Here is an 18,763-nt window from a genome sequence, read left to right as displayed (position 1 = left end):
CGTATGCTTCCTGCACTGATCATTTTTCTGCTGACCTATCTTCTGATGCTGGCCCTGCCGCAGTACCGGCCTTTTGCCGCGCTGGGCGGGGCCGCTCTGTTTCTGGCTCTGGGCGCGGCGGGCCTGTGGGACTTTACCCTGATGGATGCCGCCCGGGCCGTGGACTTCAATGTCCTGCTGATGATGGCGGGCACCATGGGCACGGTCTCCCTCTTTATTGAGAGCAGGATGCCCGCCCGGCTGGCCGAGCTGCTCATCGTGCGGGTGCCCAACGTGAAATGGGCCGTGTGTATGCTGGCCCTTTTTGCCGGAGTCATCAGCGCCTTTGTGGACAATGTTGCCACGGTGCTCATGGTAGCCCCTGTGGGCCTTGCCATTGCCCGCAAGCTCAAGATCTCCCCTGTGCCCGTCCTCATCTCCATTGCGGTCTCCTCCAACCTGCAGGGAGCCGCCACCCTTGTGGGCGACACCACCAGCATCCTGCTGGGCGGCTTTGCGGGGATGAACTTCTTCCATTTCTTCTGGATGGAGGGCAGGCCCGGCATCTTCTTCGGGGTGGAGCTGGGGGCACTGGCCTCTCTGGGCGTGCTGCTGTTCACCTTCCGGCACGAGACCCAGCCCATCTCGGCCACGGTGGAGACCGAGGTCACCGACACCGTTCCCTCCGCCCTGATGCTGCTGACGGTGGGCCTGCTCATCGCGGCCTCCTTCCTGCCCCAGCCGTCGGGCGGGCTGCCGCTGGCGCTCTATGGCCTGCGCAGCGGGCTGATCTGTGCAGGGGTCTGCCTGTTCGGCATCCTGCGCGCCTGCCTGCGCCGCCGCTCGTTCGCGCCGTTCCGGCTGGCGGCCCGTGAGCTGGACTGTGACACCCTGCTGCTGTTGTTCGGGCTGTTCATCCTGATCGAGGGCATCCGCAAGGCCGGGGTCATCGATGCCGCCGCCCAGCTGTTCTACGCCCTCTCCGGTGATGACCCCTTCCGGCTCTATACCCTGCTGGTATTCGTCTCGGTGGGCCTTTCTGCCTTCATCGACAACATCCCCTATGTGGCCACCATGCTGCCGGTAGTGCAGGGCATTGCCGGGCTGATGAACGGCGGTGCAGGCTTCCCGCCCGAGCTGTTTTATTTCGGCCTGCTCACGGGTGCAACTCTGGGCGGCAACCTGACCCCCATTGGCGCTTCGGCCAACATTGCAGCCATCGGCATCCTGCGCAAGCAGGGTGAGCAGGTGCGCACCCGTGATTTTCTGCGCATCGGCATCCCGTTCACACTGGCAGCCGTCCTGACGGGCTATGTGTATCTCTGGCTGGTGTGGGGCGCATAAGCGCTGCCGTGCCAGAGCAGCAGCAAAAAACGCGCTGTGTCCAACGACACAGCGCGTTTTTGTTGTTTATTCCAACCCGATCTGCTGGGCGTATTCTTCCAGCAGCTCCCGTTCCAGGAAGGGGGTTTTCACGCCCTCACGGTCGCGGTAGGTCTCGTGGCCCTTGCCGATGACGGCGATCAGGTCGCCCTCCTGTGCGTGATCCACGGCGTAGTGGAGCGCGTCCAGACGGTCGGGGATCTCCACAAACTTGGCATCGGGGTTGCCCTTGTTCATGCCCACCCGGATATCGGCGAGGATGTCCTCGATCTTCTCAAAGCGGTTGTTGTCCTCGGTCAGGATGGAGAAATCCGCCATTTTCGCACAGGTCTCGCCCATGCCGTAGCGGCGCAGCTTGGAGCGGTTGCCGCCGCAGCCGAACACCACCACCAGCCGGTGGGGGTGATACGCCCGCAGGGTGGTGAGCAGGCTCTCGGTGGAGACCTCGTTGTGGGCGTAGTCCAGCAGGATGGTGAACTTTTTGCTGATGGGCACCAGCTCCACGCGGCCCTTGACCACGCACTTGCCCAGACCCTCGTGGATGGCGGCATCGGGCAGGCCCAGCACCTTGCCCACGGCCAGGGCAGCCAGCGCGTTGTAGACGCTGAACTCGCCGGGCATGTTCACCCTGACATCCATGTTGTCTCTGCCGGAGACGTGGAACGCCACGCCCAGAAAATCGTGGGTGCGCAGCAGCTCACAACCCTCGGCGCGGTAGTCGGCCTTTTCACTGCGGCCATAGGTCACCAGCTTGCAGGTGTGGCCTTCCAGCAGGGCTTCGGTGTTTTCATCATCGATGTTCACCACGCCCACATCACACCGCCGGAAGAGCTGCCCCTTCCAACTGCGGTACTCCTCAAAGGTCTTGTGCTCACCGGGGCCGATGTGGTCGGGGGAAAGGTTGGTGAACACACCGATATCATAGTGCACCCCCGCCACACGGTCCATCATCAGGCCCTGGCTGGACACCTCCATCAAGGCCACATCGCAGCCTGCATCCAGAAACTGACGGAAGGTCTTTTGCAGCTCGTAGCTCTCAGGGGTGGTGTTGGCGGTCTCCTGATGGCGGCCCATGAAGTAGATGCCGTTGGTGCCGATCATGCCGACTTTTTTCCCGGCAGCTTCCAGCACGCTCTTGATCATGTGGGTGGTGGTGGTCTTGCCCTTGGTTCCGGTCACGCCGATCATGGTCATCTGGCGGGAGGGGTTGCCAAAGAGGTTGCCGCTCATCAGCGCCATGGCATAGCGGCTGCTCTCCACCTTGACCACGGTCACGCCGGGCATGGCAGAAAGGTCAATGTCGTGCTGGATGACCAGCACGCTCACGCCCTTGGCGGCGCAGTCCGCGGCAAACTCGTGGCTGTCACGCTGGGTGCCCACGATGCAGACAAAGGCAAGGCCCGGGGCTGCCTTCCGGCTGTCGTAGATGATGTCCTGCACTTCGGTATCCAGGCTGCCCTGCACCAGGGTAAAGGGCACGCCTTCCAGTAATTGTTCCAGCTTCATAACATTACACGCTCCTCATTGGGTCTTTTGGGTTTGATTTGCATCGCCCGCCGCCGGGGTCGTTCCTTCGGCGGGGGTCGGCTGTGCCGTCGGTCCGGCCTCGGGGCCTGCCGGGGCCGCGGCGGTATCCGTTGGTGTTTCGGCAGCGGCATCTGCGGCGGCTTCGCCCTCTGCCGGGGCAGTGCCGTCTGTGGCCGTGCCTTCTGCCGTTTCACCGGTCACACCCGCTTCCGTAGGAGTTTCCTCCACCGGTTCAGGCACGATGTAGCCGGAGGGCAGCTCCGGCTCACCCTGTGCAAAGGTGAACTTGCGGGTGCTGGACATGCTGATATGGGTGAAGTCCAGCTTTCCGGTGTCGGTCGCGGCACAGCCCTTGCCGTCCTCATTCAGCAGGACGTGCTTTGCCAGCTTGAGCTTATATTCCAGCTCGTTCAGAGTGCCCAGCCAGACGCTGATGCGGTCCTGATAGAGGAAAGCCATCTCGTCCACATCCGCAAACTCGATGCGGGTCACGTCGGCGCTCATGCCTGCGGCATCCAGCGCGGCCAGCAGGGTGTTCAGGCTTTCCAGCCGCTGGTCCGCCTCCTCCTCAACAGTGCCGGAGGCGCTGCTGTCGGCGGCGCTGTCCGGGGTGCTGTCCGGGGTGCTGTCGACCTTGGGCTCCGCCGCAAAGGTCAGCTGTTCGCCGGGCTCGGCAGAGACCGGTTCGCCGCCGTACAGAGTGGGCAGACCGGCAGGCTGAGCAGAATCCTTCTCCAGGATCTTCAGGCCGCCCGAGAGGGTCAGCCAGCCGGAGGAGGTCTGCATGGCCCAGGCAGGCCGGGCCTCTGTCACCCGCACCACCACGGTTCCGGGGTAATCCCGCTCCACCCGGATATCCTCCAGCATGGGGAACACTTTTTCCAGCGCGGCGGCTTTGCTGCCGGGGTCAAAGCTGAAGATATTCTCTTCCGGATGGACATCCATCGCCTGCAGGATCTGGTCGCTGGTATAGCCGCCGGCCTCCTGCACCACACCGTCCGCTGTCTGCACCTGAATGGAGCTGATCTTGAACAGCATCGTCACGGTGAGGTAGACCCCCGCGCCGATAACGCAGAGCAGCATGACAAGGGCCGTGAGCCGCCGCATGAGCCTGCGCCGCCGGATGGCGGCCCGGGTCAGCTTCCGCTTTTTCCTGCCCTCCCGCCGGACGGGGTCACGCCGGGCGTTCTGCCCCTGCACCGGCCGCATCCGCTGGCCGTTGCGGCGCTGGGCATTCCTGTTCTGGCCGCTGGCCGGGCGGCGGTTCCGCTGATTGCCCCCGGAGGTGCGCCGCTGGCCATTCTGCCCACCGCGGGGGCGCTGTGCGCCGCTCTGGCTGCTCCGCCCGCCGGTGGGAAAGGTGATGCTGTTATCCGGGTAGGAGCCGTAGTTCACCGTGCGTTCCGTATACCGGCTGGGGCGGGGCGCATCGGGGTCATAATTGGGGTTCGTGATGGGGTGGCCGCCGGAGGAATATCCTGCGTACCCGCTGTACCCCAGGTCACTGCCTGCACCCGCGCTGCTGCGGCGCTGGGTGCTCTGCCCGCCGCGCCGGTCATCCCGGGCCTGATCGTAGGCCCGGCGGCGCTTGCGGTTCCGGCTGTTCCGGTCATTCTGCGGCATCCGGCTGCACCTCCTTTCCTCTGTTTTTTCCTTCCGTTACGGGGTCTTGACCAGCTTGAGCAGGGCATCCGCAATGCGGTCCAGGCTGTCGTCCACCGACAGGCTCCGGGCATTGCGGCCCATCTCAGCCAGCTTGCCGGGCTGGGCCAGCATCCCGGAAACGGTCTGCACCAGCTTTTCGCCGGTCAGGTCTTTTTCCTCAATGACCACGGCGGCACCGGCCTTCTGCAGCTCCATGGCGTTGTAATACTGGTGGTTCTCTGCCACGTTGGGGCTGGGGATGAGCACAGCGGCACGGCCCACAGCCTCCAGCTCGGCCAGTGTCAGGGCACCGGCGCGGCTGATGACAAGGTCCGCTGCGGCCAGCAGCTCGGGCATATTGTTGATGTATTCCTTCACCACAAGGCTCTCGCCGGGGGCAAAGCCCTTTTCCTTTTCCAGATCCTGAAACAGCTGCACGCCGTACTGGCCGGTGGCATGGAGATGGAGGACGGGCTTGTGGTTTTTCTGCTCCCAGGCGCAGAGGTCGGCCACCACCTCGTTCACACGGCGGGCACCCAGACTGCCGCCGAAGGAGAGGATCACGGTGCGGTCGCCTGCACCCAGTTCGGCACGGATGGCTTCCCGGTTCTTCGCCTGGGTGAACACCTCAGGCCGGACGGGGTTGCCCACCACGATGGTCTTTTCGGGTGCGCCCAGCTTTTCCACGGCGGCGGGCACAGCGGCAAACACGATGTCCACATCCGGGGCCAGCAGCTTGTTGGTCACGCCGGGAAAGGCGTTCTGCTCATGCAGGGCGGTCTTGATGCCCTGTCTGGCGGCGCAGCGCACCACCGGGCCGGACACATAGCCGCCGCAGCCAATGACCAGGTCGGGCTGGATGTCCTTCATCATCTTTTTGGCCTTGGGGCCGGAGAGTGCCAGATTCCACAGGGTAATGAGATTCCGCTTGATATTGTTCAGGCTCAGCTTCCGCTGAAAGCCGGTGATCTCGATGTGATGGAAGGGATAGCCCGCCTGTGTGACCAGACGGTACTCCATGCCCTCCTTCCGGCCCGCAAAATGGATCTCGGCGGTGGGGTCGGCTTTTTTGATGGCTCCCGCAATGGCCAGAGCCGGGTTGATATGGCCGGCAGTGCCGCCGGCTGCAATGAGTACACGCATCTTGGTTCCTCCTTACTGTTCTGTCTGCGCTCTGCGCGCGGTATCCAGCACAATGGTCTTTGCCTTGCGCTGGCGCTCCCGCTCGGCGTGGGCTTCCTCCCGTTCCAGGCGGGCCCGTTCGCCGTTGCGTCCGATATTGACCATAACACCCATCTCGGCCAGCAGCAGGATCAGGCTGGTGCCGCCGGAGGAGAAGAAGGGCAGCGAAATGCCGGTGTTGGGCAGGGTGTTGGTGACAACGGCGATGTTGCAGAACACCTGCCAGGCGATCTGCGCCATGATGCCGATGCCCACCAGCGTGCAGAACCGGTTTTCGGCATGGAAGGCGATCCAGAAGCCCTGCACCAGAAAGAGGACGAACAGCACGATGACGATCACCGCGCCGACGAAGCCCAGTTCCTCGCACACGACACTGAAGATAAAGTCGTTGGTGCTCTCCGGCAGCCAGAGCTGCTTTTCGATGCTGTTGCCCAGCCCCAGCCCCGTGGCACCGCCTGAGCCGATGGCGTACAGGCTCTGCTTGGTCTGGCTGGTCATCCGGTCAAGATCCTGCGTCCAGCCGTCCAGACGGCTCTGCAGGTAGTCGATGGAGTCCACGTGCTTCAGCAAAGTCTCCAGCAGGAACAGCGCGGCACCGGCACAGCCCCAGGTAATGATGCCGCCGCTGCCGCCCAACAGCAGGATGGTGCCCACAATGGCCGTGGTCAGCAGGATGCCCGACATGTGGGGCTCCAGCACCAGCAGGATGAGGACAGGCATCAGCCACAGGATGGGCCGGATGAGCTCCACCACGATGCTGTGGTAGACCCACTTGCGCAGGGGCATCTCGCCGAATCTGATCTGCGGGGTCCTGGCGGCGATGTCTGCCGTGAGCAGGATCATCTCAAATTTTGCCACCTCGGAGGCCTGTAAGGTCAGGCCGCCGAAGCTGATCCACCGGCGGCAGCCGTTGATGGGGCTGCTGAACAGCACCAGCACCAGCAGGATCAGGCAGACAACATAGCCCAGCTTGACCATTCTGCGCAGGAAACGGTGGTCAAAATAGGAGAACAGGAACATCATGCCAAGGCCCAGCACCGTGCAGAGCAGCTGGGATTTGATGTAATGGAAGCTGTCCCCAAAGCGGAGATAGCCCGTGGTATAGCTTGCACTGAACAGCATAACCAGCCCGAACACCATGATGATGGCCAGGGTCGCCATCCAGTTGAGCAGGATGGGCGGCCAGGGGCCGGGGTCCCGCTGAAAGACGGAAAACGGCTCTGCTTTTTTTCTGCGGAGTGTTGCCAAACTGCACCCCTCCTTAACTGATTTTTGCCAGCTGAACGGTCAGCGCCACGCCCAGCATGGCAATGACACAAAAGGTATAAAAGATCTGTTCCGCGCTCTGGCCCCGCAGCTCCAGCCAACGGTGGAGCGGTGCTGAGCGGAACAGCTGCCTGCGGCCCCGGCTGGCCTTGCAGACCAGGATCTGCAGGGCCACCATGCCGCCCTCCAGCCAGAAGGGCAGGGCCAGCGGCAGGGTGAGGTCGGGCCAGCCGATGCACAGGGGAACGCACCCCAGCATCCCGGCCAGAAACAGGCTGCCCACGCTGCCCAGCCGCAGCTTTGCGGGCGGGAAGTTCCAGAGCAGGAAGGCCATCAGGGAACCGGCCAGCGCGGCGGGCAGAACGCCCAGCGGGAACCAGCCCAGCAGGGTCATCACCCCCATCAGGCCCAGCATGGCCGCAAAGGACGTGCCGCAGACGATGCCGTCCATGCCATCGGCAATGCGGGCACACTCGGCCAGCGCGACCAGCAGCCCTTCCCACAGCAGCGGGGCGGCAATGCCCAGATCGACATAGCCCACACCCGGCAGGGTGATCCCGGCTGCAAGGCAGCCTTTGGCTCCCAGCAGCACCAGCACCACGGCACCGGCAGCGGCTTCCAGCCCAAGGCGGGTGTGCCGCCGCAGGCCCAGCACGGAACGGCTGCGGATGCGGGCCAGATCCTCCAGCAGGCCCACGCCGCCAAAGAGCAGAGCCCCCAGCAGCGCTGTGAGCAGCCGGACCGAAAGCAAACTCTCGGCCCCCAGCAGCTCAGGCTGAGCCACACAGGCGGCTGTCCAGCCCACGCCCACAGCGGCCAGCACCCCCACCATCAGGCAGAGCCCGCCCATGGTGGGAGCCTGCGGCGGGCGCTCCGGCTCGGCATCCGGTGCTTCCTGCCCGGGTGCCTGCCGGGCCTTGGGCTCATCCCAGCGTCCCTGGAACGCCCGCAGCAGCGGCACCATCAGATTCCCGAGCGCCGCCGTGAGGAAGAACCCCAGCGTTGAGGCGGCGATCAAGGCAAAACGAATCATAGCTCGATGTTACTCCTTGTAAAAGATCTCCAGCACTTTTTCCAGTGCCATGCCGCGGCTGGCCTTGACCAGCAGGGCATCGCCGGGCTGCATTTTGTTCAGCAGCGTCTCGGCGGCCTGAGCGTAGGTGTCGGCATGGAGGGTGGGCAGTCCCTTGGCGGCAGCCACCACAGCAATGCGCTTGGCCTGCTCGCCATAGGTGACGAGGTAGTCCACCTTGTTTTCCACGGCCTGACGGCCCACCTCCTCGTGGGCAGCGCGGCTGATATCGCCCAGCTCCAGCATATCGCCCAGCAGGGCAAAGCGGCGCTTGCAGGGATATTCCCTGAACATGGCCAGCGCGGCCTTCATGCTGTCGGGGTTGGCGTTGTAACAATCCTCAATGACATCCACGCCTCTGGCGTGCACCACCTTCTGGCGCATTCCGGTCTGCTCAAAGTCGGCCAGACCGGCAATGACCCGGCGGGCATTCAGCCCCAGACGGGTGGCGGCGCAGTAGGCAGCCAGTGCGTTGGCCACATTATGCCGGCCCATGGCGGGGATCTTTACGAGGAAAGTCCCCTCCTCGTGATCCTCCAGCACAAAGCTCATGCCCTTTTCATCCTGCTGGATGGACAGGGCACAGACATCAGCGTTCTCATCGCCCAGGCTGAACCAGACCGGGCGGACATGGTCGGGCAGGACGGCCTTGCGCAGGAAGGGGTCGTCCCCGTTCAGCACCAGCGGAGCACCCTCCGGCAGACCGGCGCAGATCTCCAGCTTTGCCTTGCAGATGTTCTCCTGACTGCCCAGATTGCCGATGTGGGACACACCGATGCAGGTGATGATGCCTACATCCGGGCGGGCGCACTTGCTCAGGCGCTCGATCTCTCCGGCGTGGCTCATTCCCATCTCCACCACGGCGTACTGGGTCTCCTTGCCGATGCGGAACATGGTGCGGGGCAGGCCCAGCTCATTGTTCTGGTTGCCCTCGGTCTTGATGGTATTGCCAAAGCCTGCAATGGCGGCGTAGGTCATCTGCTTGGTGGTGGTCTTGCCCACGCTGCCGGTCACGCCCACCACTTTGGGGTGGAACTGGCTGCGATAATTGGCACCCAGCACCATCATGGCGTGGTAGCTGTCCGGGCAGATCACGCTCTTCTCCTCCGGCACGCCTTCCACGGGGTGGTTCAGCACCACGCAGAGCGCGCCGTTTTCCAGCGCCTTGGCGGCAAAATCATGGCCGTCGAATTTTTCGCCCGGGAACGCCACAAAGATGCACCCGGGGCAGACCTCACGGCTGTCGGTGGTCACCAGCGTGACCGGGGTCTCGCACTGGGCCAGCGCGTTGACCGCCAGGCCCTCCAACAGGATGTTTGCTGCAATTGCTTCCATACTCTCATTCCCCTTTATCCACAGATCAGATGTACAATGGTTCCCCGCTGGACGCTGGAGCCGGGTGCCTCGCTCTGGCTCTGGACCGTGCCGGAGCCTTCGACTGTGCAGTTGAGCCCTGCAGCGTTCAGCATCTGCCGGGCAAAGTCCGCGCTCTTGCCGGTCACATCCGGCACCTCGGCGTGCTTGCCCTCATAGGTATCGGTATACAGATAAACGGTGGTGCCGTAGGGCACCTCTGCCCCCGCGCGGGGGTACTGGTAGGTGACAAGGGCGGCGGTCTGGTCGGATTCGCTCTCGGCCAGGTGATGCTTCAAACCCTTGATGTTCAGCTGCACCTGCGCGTTGCTCCACTCCTTGCCCGTCAGGTTGGGCACCTTGACGGTGGTGCCGCTGCGGTCCACGCCGTCGGTGGCGATGCCCAGATAGGGCGCGATCTCGCTGATGATGTTGCCCACCACAGGAGCCGCCAGAATGGAGGAATAGTCGGTGCGGGCATTGTTGGGGTCGTCCAGCATGACATAGACCAGGATCTCCGGGTCGTTGGCGGGCAGGACAGCCGCAAAGGATGCCACCTTCTTGTAGTCGCCATCGGCGCGGCGGTCCATGTTCAGCTGCTCGGAGGTGCCGGATTTGCCGCCGATGCGGTAGCCTGCAACGTAGGCGTTGCCGCCGCCGCCCTGGGTGCCGTCGCCCACCTCAAACTCCATGATCTGGCGGATGGTCTCGCTGGCGCTCTCGCTGATGACCTGACGGCGGATGTTGGTGCCGATCTCCTGCACCACATTGCCGTTCTGGTCCGTGATCTTATCCACCACATGGGGGGTGACCAGATAGCCGCCGTTGACTGCCGCCGAGATGGCGGTGCACACCTGCAGCGGGGTCACGGCCATGGCCTGACCGAAGGCGGAGGAGGCCAGCTCCACCTCGCCCAGACGGCTCTTGCTGTAATACTGCATGAAGCTGGTCTCATTGGGCAGGTCCACGCCGGTGCGCTCGGTAAAGCCAAAGGCATCAAAGTAATCATAGAACAGGCTGGAACCCACGCGCTGGCCCAGCTGGACAAAGTAGATGTTGCAGCTGTTGCGCAGGGCCTCGGCCAGATTCTGGGCCCCGTGCGCCTTTCTGCCGGCGCAGTGGTAGGTCTGCTTTGCCACGCTGTAAGCGCCGGAGCAGTTCAGGGTGGTGTAATAGGTCGCCTTGCCGCTGTCCACACCCATGGCGGCGGTGATGACCTTGAACACGCTTCCGGGGTAGTACAGCTCGGTGATGGTCTTGTTCTTCCACTGAATATCCCGGTAAGTGCCGGTGTAGTCGGCCTCCTCATCCACGATCTTCTGGCCATTCTCGTCCCGCAGGTAGTTGCCGTTCTCGTCTTTTTTGTAGATGGTGTACAGCTCCGGCTCAGCCTGCACCTGCTCCGTCAGGTAGGCCAGATTGGCGCTGAAATCCTGTGGGTCATTGGGGTCAAAGTCCGGCTTGGAGGCCATGGCAAGGATGGCACCGGTCTTGACGTTCATCACAATGGCGCAGCCGCGGTTCTCAACGGTGTTGGCCGCCACGGCCTCGTTCAGGTAGCGCTCCACCACCTCCTGAATGTTCACGTCCAGCGAGAGCACCAGATTGGAGCCGTCCTTTGCGGCGTAGGTGGTGGCGTTTTCATCGGCAATGGCGTTGCCGTAGGCGTTGCGCAGGGTGATGGTGCGGCCATTCACACCGGCCAGCGTGGACTCATAGGAGTTTTCCAGACCGTACACGCCCTGACCGTCCGCATTGCAGAAGCCCAGCACGGCGGCGGCAAAGCGGCCGTAGGGGTAATCCCGCTGGAAGCCCTTGGAGGCCGACACCGACACCCGCCCCTTGCGGACAGTGGGGGTGCCGTCGTCGCTCTCCTGCTGGCCCAGACCCAGCTTGGCCAGGATCTTTTCCAGCGCACCGGCGGATTTTCCGCTCTTGCTGTGGGCCTTGTTGTAGGTCTTGACGTATTCCTCAATGGAGAGCTTGATGGCGTTGTTGACCTTGGTGGCCAGCACCTGATAGGAGCTTTCGTTTTGGGAGAGGGCATCGCAGACCGCCTGATACTGGGTCTGGTACTCCGCTGAAGTGGTGTCCACGCTGTCCAGACTCTCGCCGTCGCCCGAAAGCAGGCGGAGGGTGATCTGGGTGCAGACCTCCTTCATGGCGGCTTCATCGATGGTGCGGATCTCCGCCTTGGTGTCCTGATCGGTGGTGGTGGTATACAGGGCCGTGCTGTAAGAGGGGTCGGCCCAGATGGTCCAGACCACGCTGGTGGATGCCAGCGTGATGCCGCTGGTGTCGTAGATCTCACCGCGGGTGGCCTGAATGGTGCTGTCCAGCAGCTGCTGCTCGGCGGCGTACTGGCGGTAGGTGGCACCGTCGCGGATCTGGATCTTGTACAGGCTGTAGATCACGGTCAGCGCGGCGGCCACCACAAGAAGCACGGCGGCACCAAAGCTGATATGGCGCAGCCGGGCACTGAGCCGTGCGTGCGGGTCCGCACTGCGGCGGCGGGCACTGTTCTTTTTGGGATTGGAGGATGGTGTTTGCATTGCGTACTCCCGAAGAAAACCGAAAAAGCGTGCGCTGCCGCACGCTTTTCGTTGTTTGGTTTATTTTGCCGTTCTGACAGAGGCAAGAATGGTCATTGCCCCATCGTGGAGCAGATCCGACCACTGCCGCACAGCGGATGCCTTGCGCACCAGAACGCTGCCCTCATCCAGCCGGATGTAGGTGATCTGGCTCTGGTCGATCTTCATCAGCCCCAGGCGGGTGGCGGTCTCCTCAACACTTGTGATGTTGGTGCGGCTGTTCAGGGCACTGTTGTAGTATGTATACTGGCTCTGCTCGCTCACAAGCTCTGCCTTGGCGCTCTGGATCTGAGAATTCAGCTCCACCAGCTGTGCCTCGCTCCACAGCAGGCTCACCGCAAAGCCCACCAGCAAAGCCGCGCCCACCAGCTGCAGCGCGTGCTGCATGGCGGCCCGCACGGGGTTCAGCCGCTTTTTGCCGCCCTTTTCTACCCGCAGTGGGACTTTGGGCTGTGCCTGCGGCGCTCTTCTGCGCCGAACCTCTGTCATATCGTATGCTGCCTGACCCATGGTGATCTCCTCCTCACATCTCCGGGGCTGTGCCGCCCTCAGATCTTTTCCAAAACCCGCAGGTGGGCCGAGCGGCTGCGCCGATTCTCTTCCAGCTCCTGCGTGTTGGCTTCAATGGGTTTGCGTGTGATCAGCTTTGCCTTGGCCTTGCCGCCGCAGACGCACACCGGGAACTCCGGCGGGCAGGTGCAGGCGGTGGACCAGCGGCGGAACTTGTTTTTGACCAGCCGGTCCTCCAGCGAGTGGAAGGTGATCACGCAAAGTCTTCCACCCGGTGCGAGATGCGCAAAAATGGTGTCCAGCCCCTCTTCCAGTGCGTCCAGCTCATGGTTTACCGCAATGCGCAGTGCCTGGAAGGTGCGGCGGGAGGGGTTTTTGTTCTTCCGGCGCTCCGCCGGGGGCATGGCGCTGGCCACGATATCCGCCAGCTGCAATGTCGTTTCAATGGGGGCAGTTTCCCGGGCTTCCACGATCCTGCCCGCGATCTGCCAGGCGAAGGGCTCCTCGCCGTAATCCCGCAGGATGCGGGCCAGCTCCTCCCGGCTCTCGCTGTTCACAAGATCGGCGGCCGTCTCGCCCTCCTGGCTCATCCGCATGTCCAGCGGGGCATCTGCCCGGTAGGAAAAGCCCCGGGCCGCGTCATCCAGCTGATGGCTGGACACCCCCAGATCGAGCAGCGCGCCGTTGATCGTTTCAATGCCCAGCTGCTCCAGAGCTTGTCCGGCATAGCGGAAGTTAATCTGCACCACGGTGGCAGGCAGGCCCGCCAGCCGGGCCCGGGCCGTCTGCACGGCATCTGGGTCCTGATCCAGCGAGATGAGCCTGCCGCCCTGCTCGCCGTTCAGCCGCAGGGCGATCTGGCGGGAGTGCCCCGCGCCGCCCGCCGTGCCATCCAGATAGGTTCCGGCCGGGTCGATCTTCAGGCCGTCCAGGCACTCGTTCAGCAGCACCGGGACATGCTCAAACGAGGCCGGGTCAAAGGGCTGTGCTGTTTTTTCTGTGTCCATGTTCCCAGCCTCCTTTCAAAACTCAGATAAGATCCTGCATCTGCCGCCCTTTTCTGCCCGGAGCTGCTGCCCGGGAAAGCGGCCTGCGGCCTGCCGGGAGTTTGTGGCCCGGCCAGCCCTGAGGATACAATTTTATTGTAACAAAACAGGCCCCTGATTGCAAGAGTTTCCCTTTTGTTTTTTCTCTCAAAATGTACCAAAAAAAGCCCCTGCAAGCCGTCGTTTTTGCTTGCAGGGGCCGGAAGCTCTCACCGGGAAATTTCACATTCCCGCATCAGAGCTGTTTTCTGGGGCCCTGGCGCAGGTTTGCACGGACATTTTTGACCTGTGCGGCGTTTTCCGCCATCGTCTCTTCCGTGGTCTTGAGCATATTATCACAGTAGTCGGTCACAGTCTGGCGGACAGTGCGGGCCTCGGTCTGGGCGGCGGAGACGATCTCCCCCGCGCGCTGCTGGGCCGCCTTGACGATCTCGGCCTCGCTCACCAGCACACGGGCGCGCTCCTCGGCCTTTTTCACAATGGCCTGTGCCTGTGCGTTGGCCGATTCGATGAGCTGGGCACGGTCGCTGACAATGGACTGGGCCTGCCGCAGCTCCACAGGCAGGTTCTGGCGGATCTCGTCCAGATAGTCCCGGATCTGCTCCACATCCACGATGCGCTTGCCGCCCGAAAGGGGCATTCCGGCGCTCTCCTCCAGCGTATCCTCAATGGTATCCAAAAGCTCGTTTACGTTCATTCCGCATCTCCCTCTCCGGCGCTCTGCCGGGGCTTACCATACTTCCACAGCAGGACTTTGCCGTATTTATACTGTTTTTTCAGGGTCATGCCGCCCACCTCGGCAGGCAGCACCAGGCCGGTCTCACTCTCGCAGATCACAATGCCGCCCGGAGCCAGGCATTTGTCCACGCCGGGCAGGATCTTTTCCAGCGTGCCGGTGTGGAAGGGCGGGTCCAGCAGCACGATGTCGAACTGCTCATGGCAGGCGGAGAGATACCGTGCCGCCTCGCCGATGTTGACCCGGCTGCGGTCAAACACGCCGCAGTTCTTGCAGTTCTTCATCACGATGTTCACGGCCTCCCGGTTCTCGTCCAGGAACACGCACCGGGCCGCACCCCGGCTCAGGGCCTCGATGCCCAGCTGGCCGCTGCCTGCGTAGAGGTCGAGCACCCGGGCACCGGGCAGGTCGAACTGGACGATGCTGAACATGGCCTCCTTGACCTGATCCATCGTCGGGCGGGTGATCTCGGTGCCGGGCAGGGCTTCCAGCCTGCGGCCCCGTGCTTCTCCTGCAATAACGCGCATGTATCTGCCTCCTTCTCCCGCTGTCCGGGCCCCCTGCCCGGCCAGCAGCTGTTTCGTGTTTTCGTATCTCCATATTATCGTCAAAACGCAACTCTTTGTCAAGGGCGCGCGTTGCACTCAGGGTGCAATTGTGCTAAAATCAGGGCAAAGCGCCCCATGTGCGGCGCGTTTTTCCAAAAAAGGAGAGTATCTGCTTATGAAAGTCCTGCTCATCAACGGCAGCCCCCACGAGAAGGGCTGCACCTATACCGCCCTGTCCCTGATCGCCGGGGAGCTGAACGCCAGCGGCATTGAGACCGAGATCCTGAACGTCGGCACAAAGCCGGTGGGCGGCTGCATCGGCTGCGGCGGCTGTGCCGCCGGTAAGGGCTGCGTGTTCGGCGGCGTGGTCAACGAAGCCATCGAAAAGGCCAAAACTGCCGATGCCTTTGTGTTCGGCACACCCGTCCACTATGCGTCTGCCTCCGGCAACATGACCAGCTTCATGAACCGTCTGGCTTACGCGGGCGGCAAGTATCTGGCCTACAAGCCCGCTGCCATCTGCGCTTCGGCCCGCCGCGCCGGCACCACCACCACGCTGGACCAGCTGGTGAAGTACCCCGAGTTCTTCCACATGCCGCTGGTCAGCGGTTCCTACTGGCCCATGGTCCACGGCTCCAAGCCCGAGCAGGTGCTGGAGGACGAAGAGGGCTGCGCCGTGATGCGGGAGCTGGGCCGGAACATGGCCTGGCTGCTCAAGTGCATCGAACTGGGCAAAGCAAACGGTATCACCCACCCCGAGAATCCCCGCCGACCCATGACCAATTTCATCCGCTGAGTTTCATCCCCCGCCTGCCCGGCGGGGGCACTTTTTATCGTCACTCCGACCAAACTTCAGCCAGCCATTTTGTTTTTTCTCACAGTTCCAGCCGATTTCTATTTATGATATAATAAAGATGATCTCAATTGAGGTCTTTCAATTATTTCCCTATAAAAAGGAGGCTGTTATTATGAAACGAGTTATCAGTTGTTTGGTCGGAACTATTCTTTTATTATCTTCTATTTCTTTTTCTTCGCTCGCTACTAATGGCGGCATCCAAACATGTGCTTCTCTTTGCGGCGATTGTAACCGTGGAGAAATGGTTCAGACCAGTATCGAACGTAGCTCTTGGTATTCTGTTGGTTATATTCCCTGTTCTTATAACAAACCAAATTACAATGATACGATCAAGCGTCGTACCATTACAACTGTTTATGAGTGCACTTATTGCCATCGGGGCGAATCTAACACTCACTATGAAGAAGAGGTTGTCCACGATCATCCGTAGTTTTTCTCAAAAAGATTCGATAATATAGGTGGGTGAATATATTATGAAAAAGAGATTAACTCTATTTTTTATCACCTTTCTTTTTGCAGGTCTATGTGCTCTTCCCGCATTCGCAGTGTCTCAGGCTCGTTCTGTAAATGCTACAACAGCTGCCGAAACCGTGTCCCTTGTCTGCGAATATTGCGGACAGAGCGATATGATTTGTGTGGATGAGTATTATGCTTCCTGGTATACAGTCAATTTTATTCCTTGTCAGGGACGCGACCCCCGATATAATGATTCGGTCGAAAATCGCACTCATGTTGAAATTTATCAATGTCAATCCTGTAAGTTTGGCACCAGCGTAGTTTCTACGGAAGAGCAGATTTCCCACAAACACCCAGCCATGCGTGCCTACGACCTTCCCAGATTCTGATATTTCCCTTGCGCCTCTGCCCTTGCCGGCGGGGGCGTTTTTGATTTTAACAGCTTTTTCTGCAAAAACGGGAAAAATAAGGGACGGAGTGCTTTTTTCGTTCACAACTTTGTGGTAGCATAAGGGTAAGAATTATTTTGTGCAGAGCGATGGAGACAGGCTATGGAACACTACGATTGGAACGACGGCTGGCTGTTTGCCCCCACCTTTGATCCCGCCATCGTCCGCCCCGAATGCACCGGGGTGGAGCTGGAGCCGGTGCGCTTGCCCCACACGGTCAAAACGCTGCCCTACAACTATTGCAACGAGAACGAATACCAGCGGGTGTCCGGCTACCGGCGGGAGTTTTTTGCGCCCAAAGAGTGGCAGGGCCGCACGGTACTGCTGACCTTTGGAGCCGTGGCCCACGATGCCACCGTGTTCTGCAACGGGCGGCGGGTGTTCCACCACGGGTGCGGCTACACCGCCTTTACTGTGGACCTGACCGAATCGCTGCTGCTGGGCCAAAAAAATGTGGTGGCCGTCCGGTGCGACAGCCGGGAGGACCTGAACATTCCTCCCTTCGGCGGGCAGATCGATTTTCTGACCTACGGCGGCATCTACCGGGCCGCCAGCCTGGACGTGAAAGAGCCCGCCTACCTGCGCGACATCTTCATCGAGGCGCAGGCCGAGGGCGATTTCCGCATCTACTCCTCCACGGTGGGCGAGACCATCGGCTGCACCCTGCAGGCCGAGATCCGCAGCCCCGCCGGGAGCAGAGCCCTGTACAGCGGTGAGCTCAGCCTGCCCATTGTGGGCACCCTGAACGGCGTGCACCCCTGGAGCGTGGAGCATCCCTTCCTCTATACCCTGACCGTCCGGCTCATCCGGCCCGGCACCAGCGGCCTGCCCGACCGGGTGCTGGACGAAAAGAGCACCCGGTTCGGCTTCCGCACCATCCAGTTCGTGGCCGGGGGCTTTTATCTGAACGGCCAGCGGGTGGAGCTGCGGGGCCTGAACCGGCATCAGAGCTACGCCTATCAGGGCTATGCCATGCCGGACAGCATTCAACAGCTGGATGCCCAATTGTTGAAAAAGCAGCTGGGCTGCAATGCAGTGCGCACCAGCCACTACCCCCAGAGCCCGGCTTTTCTGGATGCCTGCGATGAGCTGGGCCTGCTGGTGTTCGTGGAGATGCCCGGCTGGCAGCACATCGGGGATGAAGCCTGGCAGGCCCAGGCATTGCAGAACTGCCGCGAGATGGTCTGCCAGTGCCGCAACCACCCCAGCGTGTTCCTGTGGGGCGTGCGGGTGAACGGCAGTTCCGACAACGAGGCCTTTTACAAGCGCACCAACGAAGCCGTCCATCGGCTGGACCCCACCCGCCCCACCGGCGGCGTGCGGATCGCCCGCAAGAGCCAGCTGCTCGAGGATGTTTACGCCTACAACGATTACTCCTACTCCGGCCGCGGCCCGGGCTGCGAGCCCCGGTCTGCCGTTACGCCCGATCTCCGCAAGGGCTACCTCATCAGCGAGTTCGGGGGCCAGCAGTTCCCGGCCAAAGCCTTTGACGACGAGCCGCACCGGCTGGCACAGGCTCTGCGCCACGCCGCCGTCCTCAAACGATTCCATTGCCCAGCAGGGCGTGGCCGGTGCCCTTGGCTGGTGCATGGCCGATTACAACACCCACCGCGAGTTCGGCAGCGGCGACCGCATCTGCTACCACGGCGTGACGGACCTGTTCCGCAACCCGAAGCTCTCCGCCGCTGTCTACGCCAGCCAGAAAACGCCCCGCTCCCCTTCGGACGTGGTGTTCGAGGTCTCTTCCAGCATGGCACTGGGCGACCACCCCGGCGGCTTTGCCGGGGCCTGCTGGGTGTTCACCAACGCCGAGAGCGTCCGCCTCTACCGGGGCAACGATTTCATTGCCGAGTTCACCCCCGACCGCCGGGGCCGCTTTGCCGCCCTGCCCCACCCGCCCATCGAGATCCAGGATTTCGTCGGCTCCCTGCTGGAAAAGTATGAGGGCCTTGACCAGAGCACGGCCCCGCAGGTGGCGGCCATCCTCAACGAGATGCGCCGGGACGCGCTGAACCTTTCGCCTCTCTCCCGGGCGCGGATGCTCTCCCTGCGGCTGAGCGCAAACGACCTGCTCCGGATGTACTACAAATACATCGGCGTACTGGGCGGGCCGTCCAGCGTCTACCGGTTTGAGGCAGTCTGGCACGGGCGCACCGTCCGCACCG

16 protein-coding genes are annotated in these 18,763 nt (G+C 62.2%); 5 read left to right on the top strand and 11 right to left on the bottom strand.

Annotation, left to right across the window (positions count from 1 at the left end; genetic code table 11):
* Positions 1-3: 3 nt before the first annotated feature.
* Entirely contained in the window at positions 4-1,323 is a 1,320-nt protein-coding gene (locus D3F01_RS08420) for an SLC13 family permease (protein WP_242887846.1), read from the top strand.
* A 66-nt stretch (positions 1,324-1,389) separates the two neighbouring features.
* Here D3F01_RS08420 and D3F01_RS08415 read toward each other — a convergent pair whose 3' ends face one another.
* The 11 genes from D3F01_RS08415 to rsmD all read right to left on the bottom strand — a co-directional run bounded on the left by D3F01_RS08415 (position 1,390) and on the right by rsmD (position 14,816).
* Positions 1,390-2,868 carry a UDP-N-acetylmuramoyl-L-alanyl-D-glutamate--2,6-diaminopimelate ligase gene (locus tag D3F01_RS08415; protein WP_098923478.1) on the bottom strand — a complete coding sequence of 493 codons (1,479 nt, stop codon included), beginning with the start codon at positions 2,866-2,868 and terminating at the stop codon, positions 1,390-1,392.
* Positions 2,869-2,883: 15 nt separating this feature from the next.
* The gene (locus D3F01_RS08410; RefSeq protein WP_242887831.1) at positions 2,884-4,512 is read right to left on the bottom strand and encodes an FtsQ-type POTRA domain-containing protein; all 1,629 of its coding nucleotides are present in this window, start codon (positions 4,510-4,512) and stop codon (positions 2,884-2,886) included.
* 36 nt (positions 4,513-4,548) lie between these two features.
* The gene (murG, locus tag D3F01_RS08405; protein WP_156068967.1) at positions 4,549-5,676 is read right to left on the bottom strand and encodes an undecaprenyldiphospho-muramoylpentapeptide beta-N-acetylglucosaminyltransferase; all 1,128 of its coding nucleotides are present in this window, start codon (positions 5,674-5,676) and stop codon (positions 4,549-4,551) included.
* Positions 5,677-5,688: 12 nt separating this feature from the next.
* The gene (locus tag D3F01_RS08400) at positions 5,689-6,963 is read right to left on the bottom strand and encodes an FtsW/RodA/SpoVE family cell cycle protein (protein WP_242887828.1); all 1,275 of its coding nucleotides are present in this window, start codon (positions 6,961-6,963) and stop codon (positions 5,689-5,691) included.
* A gap of 13 nt (positions 6,964-6,976) precedes the next feature.
* Positions 6,977-8,014 carry a glycosyl transferase family 4 gene (locus tag D3F01_RS08395; RefSeq protein ID WP_242887826.1) on the bottom strand — a complete coding sequence of 346 codons (1,038 nt, stop codon included), beginning with the start codon at positions 8,012-8,014 and terminating at the stop codon, positions 6,977-6,979.
* Positions 8,015-8,023: 9 nt separating this feature from the next.
* The gene (gene murF / locus D3F01_RS08390) at positions 8,024-9,388 is read right to left on the bottom strand and encodes a UDP-N-acetylmuramoyl-tripeptide--D-alanyl-D-alanine ligase (protein WP_242887824.1); all 1,365 of its coding nucleotides are present in this window, start codon (positions 9,386-9,388) and stop codon (positions 8,024-8,026) included.
* Between the two features lie 14 nt (positions 9,389-9,402).
* Positions 9,403-11,958 carry a penicillin-binding protein 2 gene (locus tag D3F01_RS08385; RefSeq protein ID WP_242887822.1) on the bottom strand — a complete coding sequence of 852 codons (2,556 nt, stop codon included), beginning with the start codon at positions 11,956-11,958 and terminating at the stop codon, positions 9,403-9,405.
* A gap of 60 nt (positions 11,959-12,018) precedes the next feature.
* Positions 12,019-12,507, bottom strand: coding sequence for a hypothetical protein (locus D3F01_RS08380; RefSeq protein WP_005930066.1), 489 nt, complete (start codon positions 12,505-12,507; stop codon positions 12,019-12,021).
* 38 nt (positions 12,508-12,545) lie between these two features.
* On the bottom strand, positions 12,546-13,514 hold the full coding sequence (gene rsmH / locus D3F01_RS08375) for a 16S rRNA (cytosine(1402)-N(4))-methyltransferase RsmH (protein WP_005930069.1): 969 nt from the start codon (positions 13,512-13,514) through the stop codon (positions 12,546-12,548).
* A gap of 274 nt (positions 13,515-13,788) precedes the next feature.
* Positions 13,789-14,250 carry an ATPase gene (locus tag D3F01_RS08370; protein WP_242887821.1) on the bottom strand — a complete coding sequence of 154 codons (462 nt, stop codon included), beginning with the start codon at positions 14,248-14,250 and terminating at the stop codon, positions 13,789-13,791.
* Complete coding sequence (gene rsmD, locus D3F01_RS08365; protein WP_097770180.1) at positions 14,247-14,816, bottom strand: 16S rRNA (guanine(966)-N(2))-methyltransferase RsmD; 570 nt, start codon at positions 14,814-14,816, stop codon at positions 14,247-14,249. Before rsmD ends, D3F01_RS08370 begins: the two co-directional genes overlap by 4 nt.
* Before the next feature lie 196 nt (positions 14,817-15,012).
* Here rsmD and D3F01_RS08360 point away from each other — a divergent pair, with 196 nt between their 5' ends.
* From D3F01_RS08360 to D3F01_RS08345, 4 genes are all read left to right on the top strand, one after another.
* Positions 15,013-15,633, top strand: a complete 621-nt coding sequence (locus D3F01_RS08360; RefSeq protein ID WP_242887819.1) for a flavodoxin family protein — start codon at positions 15,013-15,015, stop codon at positions 15,631-15,633.
* Positions 15,634-15,805: 172 nt separating this feature from the next.
* Positions 15,806-16,123 carry a hypothetical protein gene (locus tag D3F01_RS08355; RefSeq protein WP_143405751.1) on the top strand — a complete coding sequence of 106 codons (318 nt, stop codon included), beginning with the start codon at positions 15,806-15,808 and terminating at the stop codon, positions 16,121-16,123.
* Between the two features lie 43 nt (positions 16,124-16,166).
* Positions 16,167-16,538 (top strand): hypothetical protein, encoded by a 372-nt coding sequence (locus D3F01_RS08350; protein ID WP_242887816.1) that lies wholly within the window; start codon positions 16,167-16,169, stop codon positions 16,536-16,538.
* A 162-nt stretch (positions 16,539-16,700) separates the two neighbouring features.
* Positions 16,701-18,542 (top strand): glycoside hydrolase family 2 TIM barrel-domain containing protein, encoded by a 1,842-nt coding sequence (locus D3F01_RS08345; protein ID WP_242887814.1) that lies wholly within the window; start codon positions 16,701-16,703, stop codon positions 18,540-18,542.
* Positions 18,543-18,763: the final 221 nt, after the last annotated feature.

Source organism: Faecalibacterium sp. BCRC 81149, assembly GCF_022750605.1.
Taxonomy (GTDB): Bacteria; Bacillota; Clostridia; order Oscillospirales; family Ruminococcaceae; genus Faecalibacterium; species Faecalibacterium duncaniae.
Note: the sequence above shows the minus strand (reverse complement) of the source record. Positions and strands in the feature narration are given on the sequence as shown.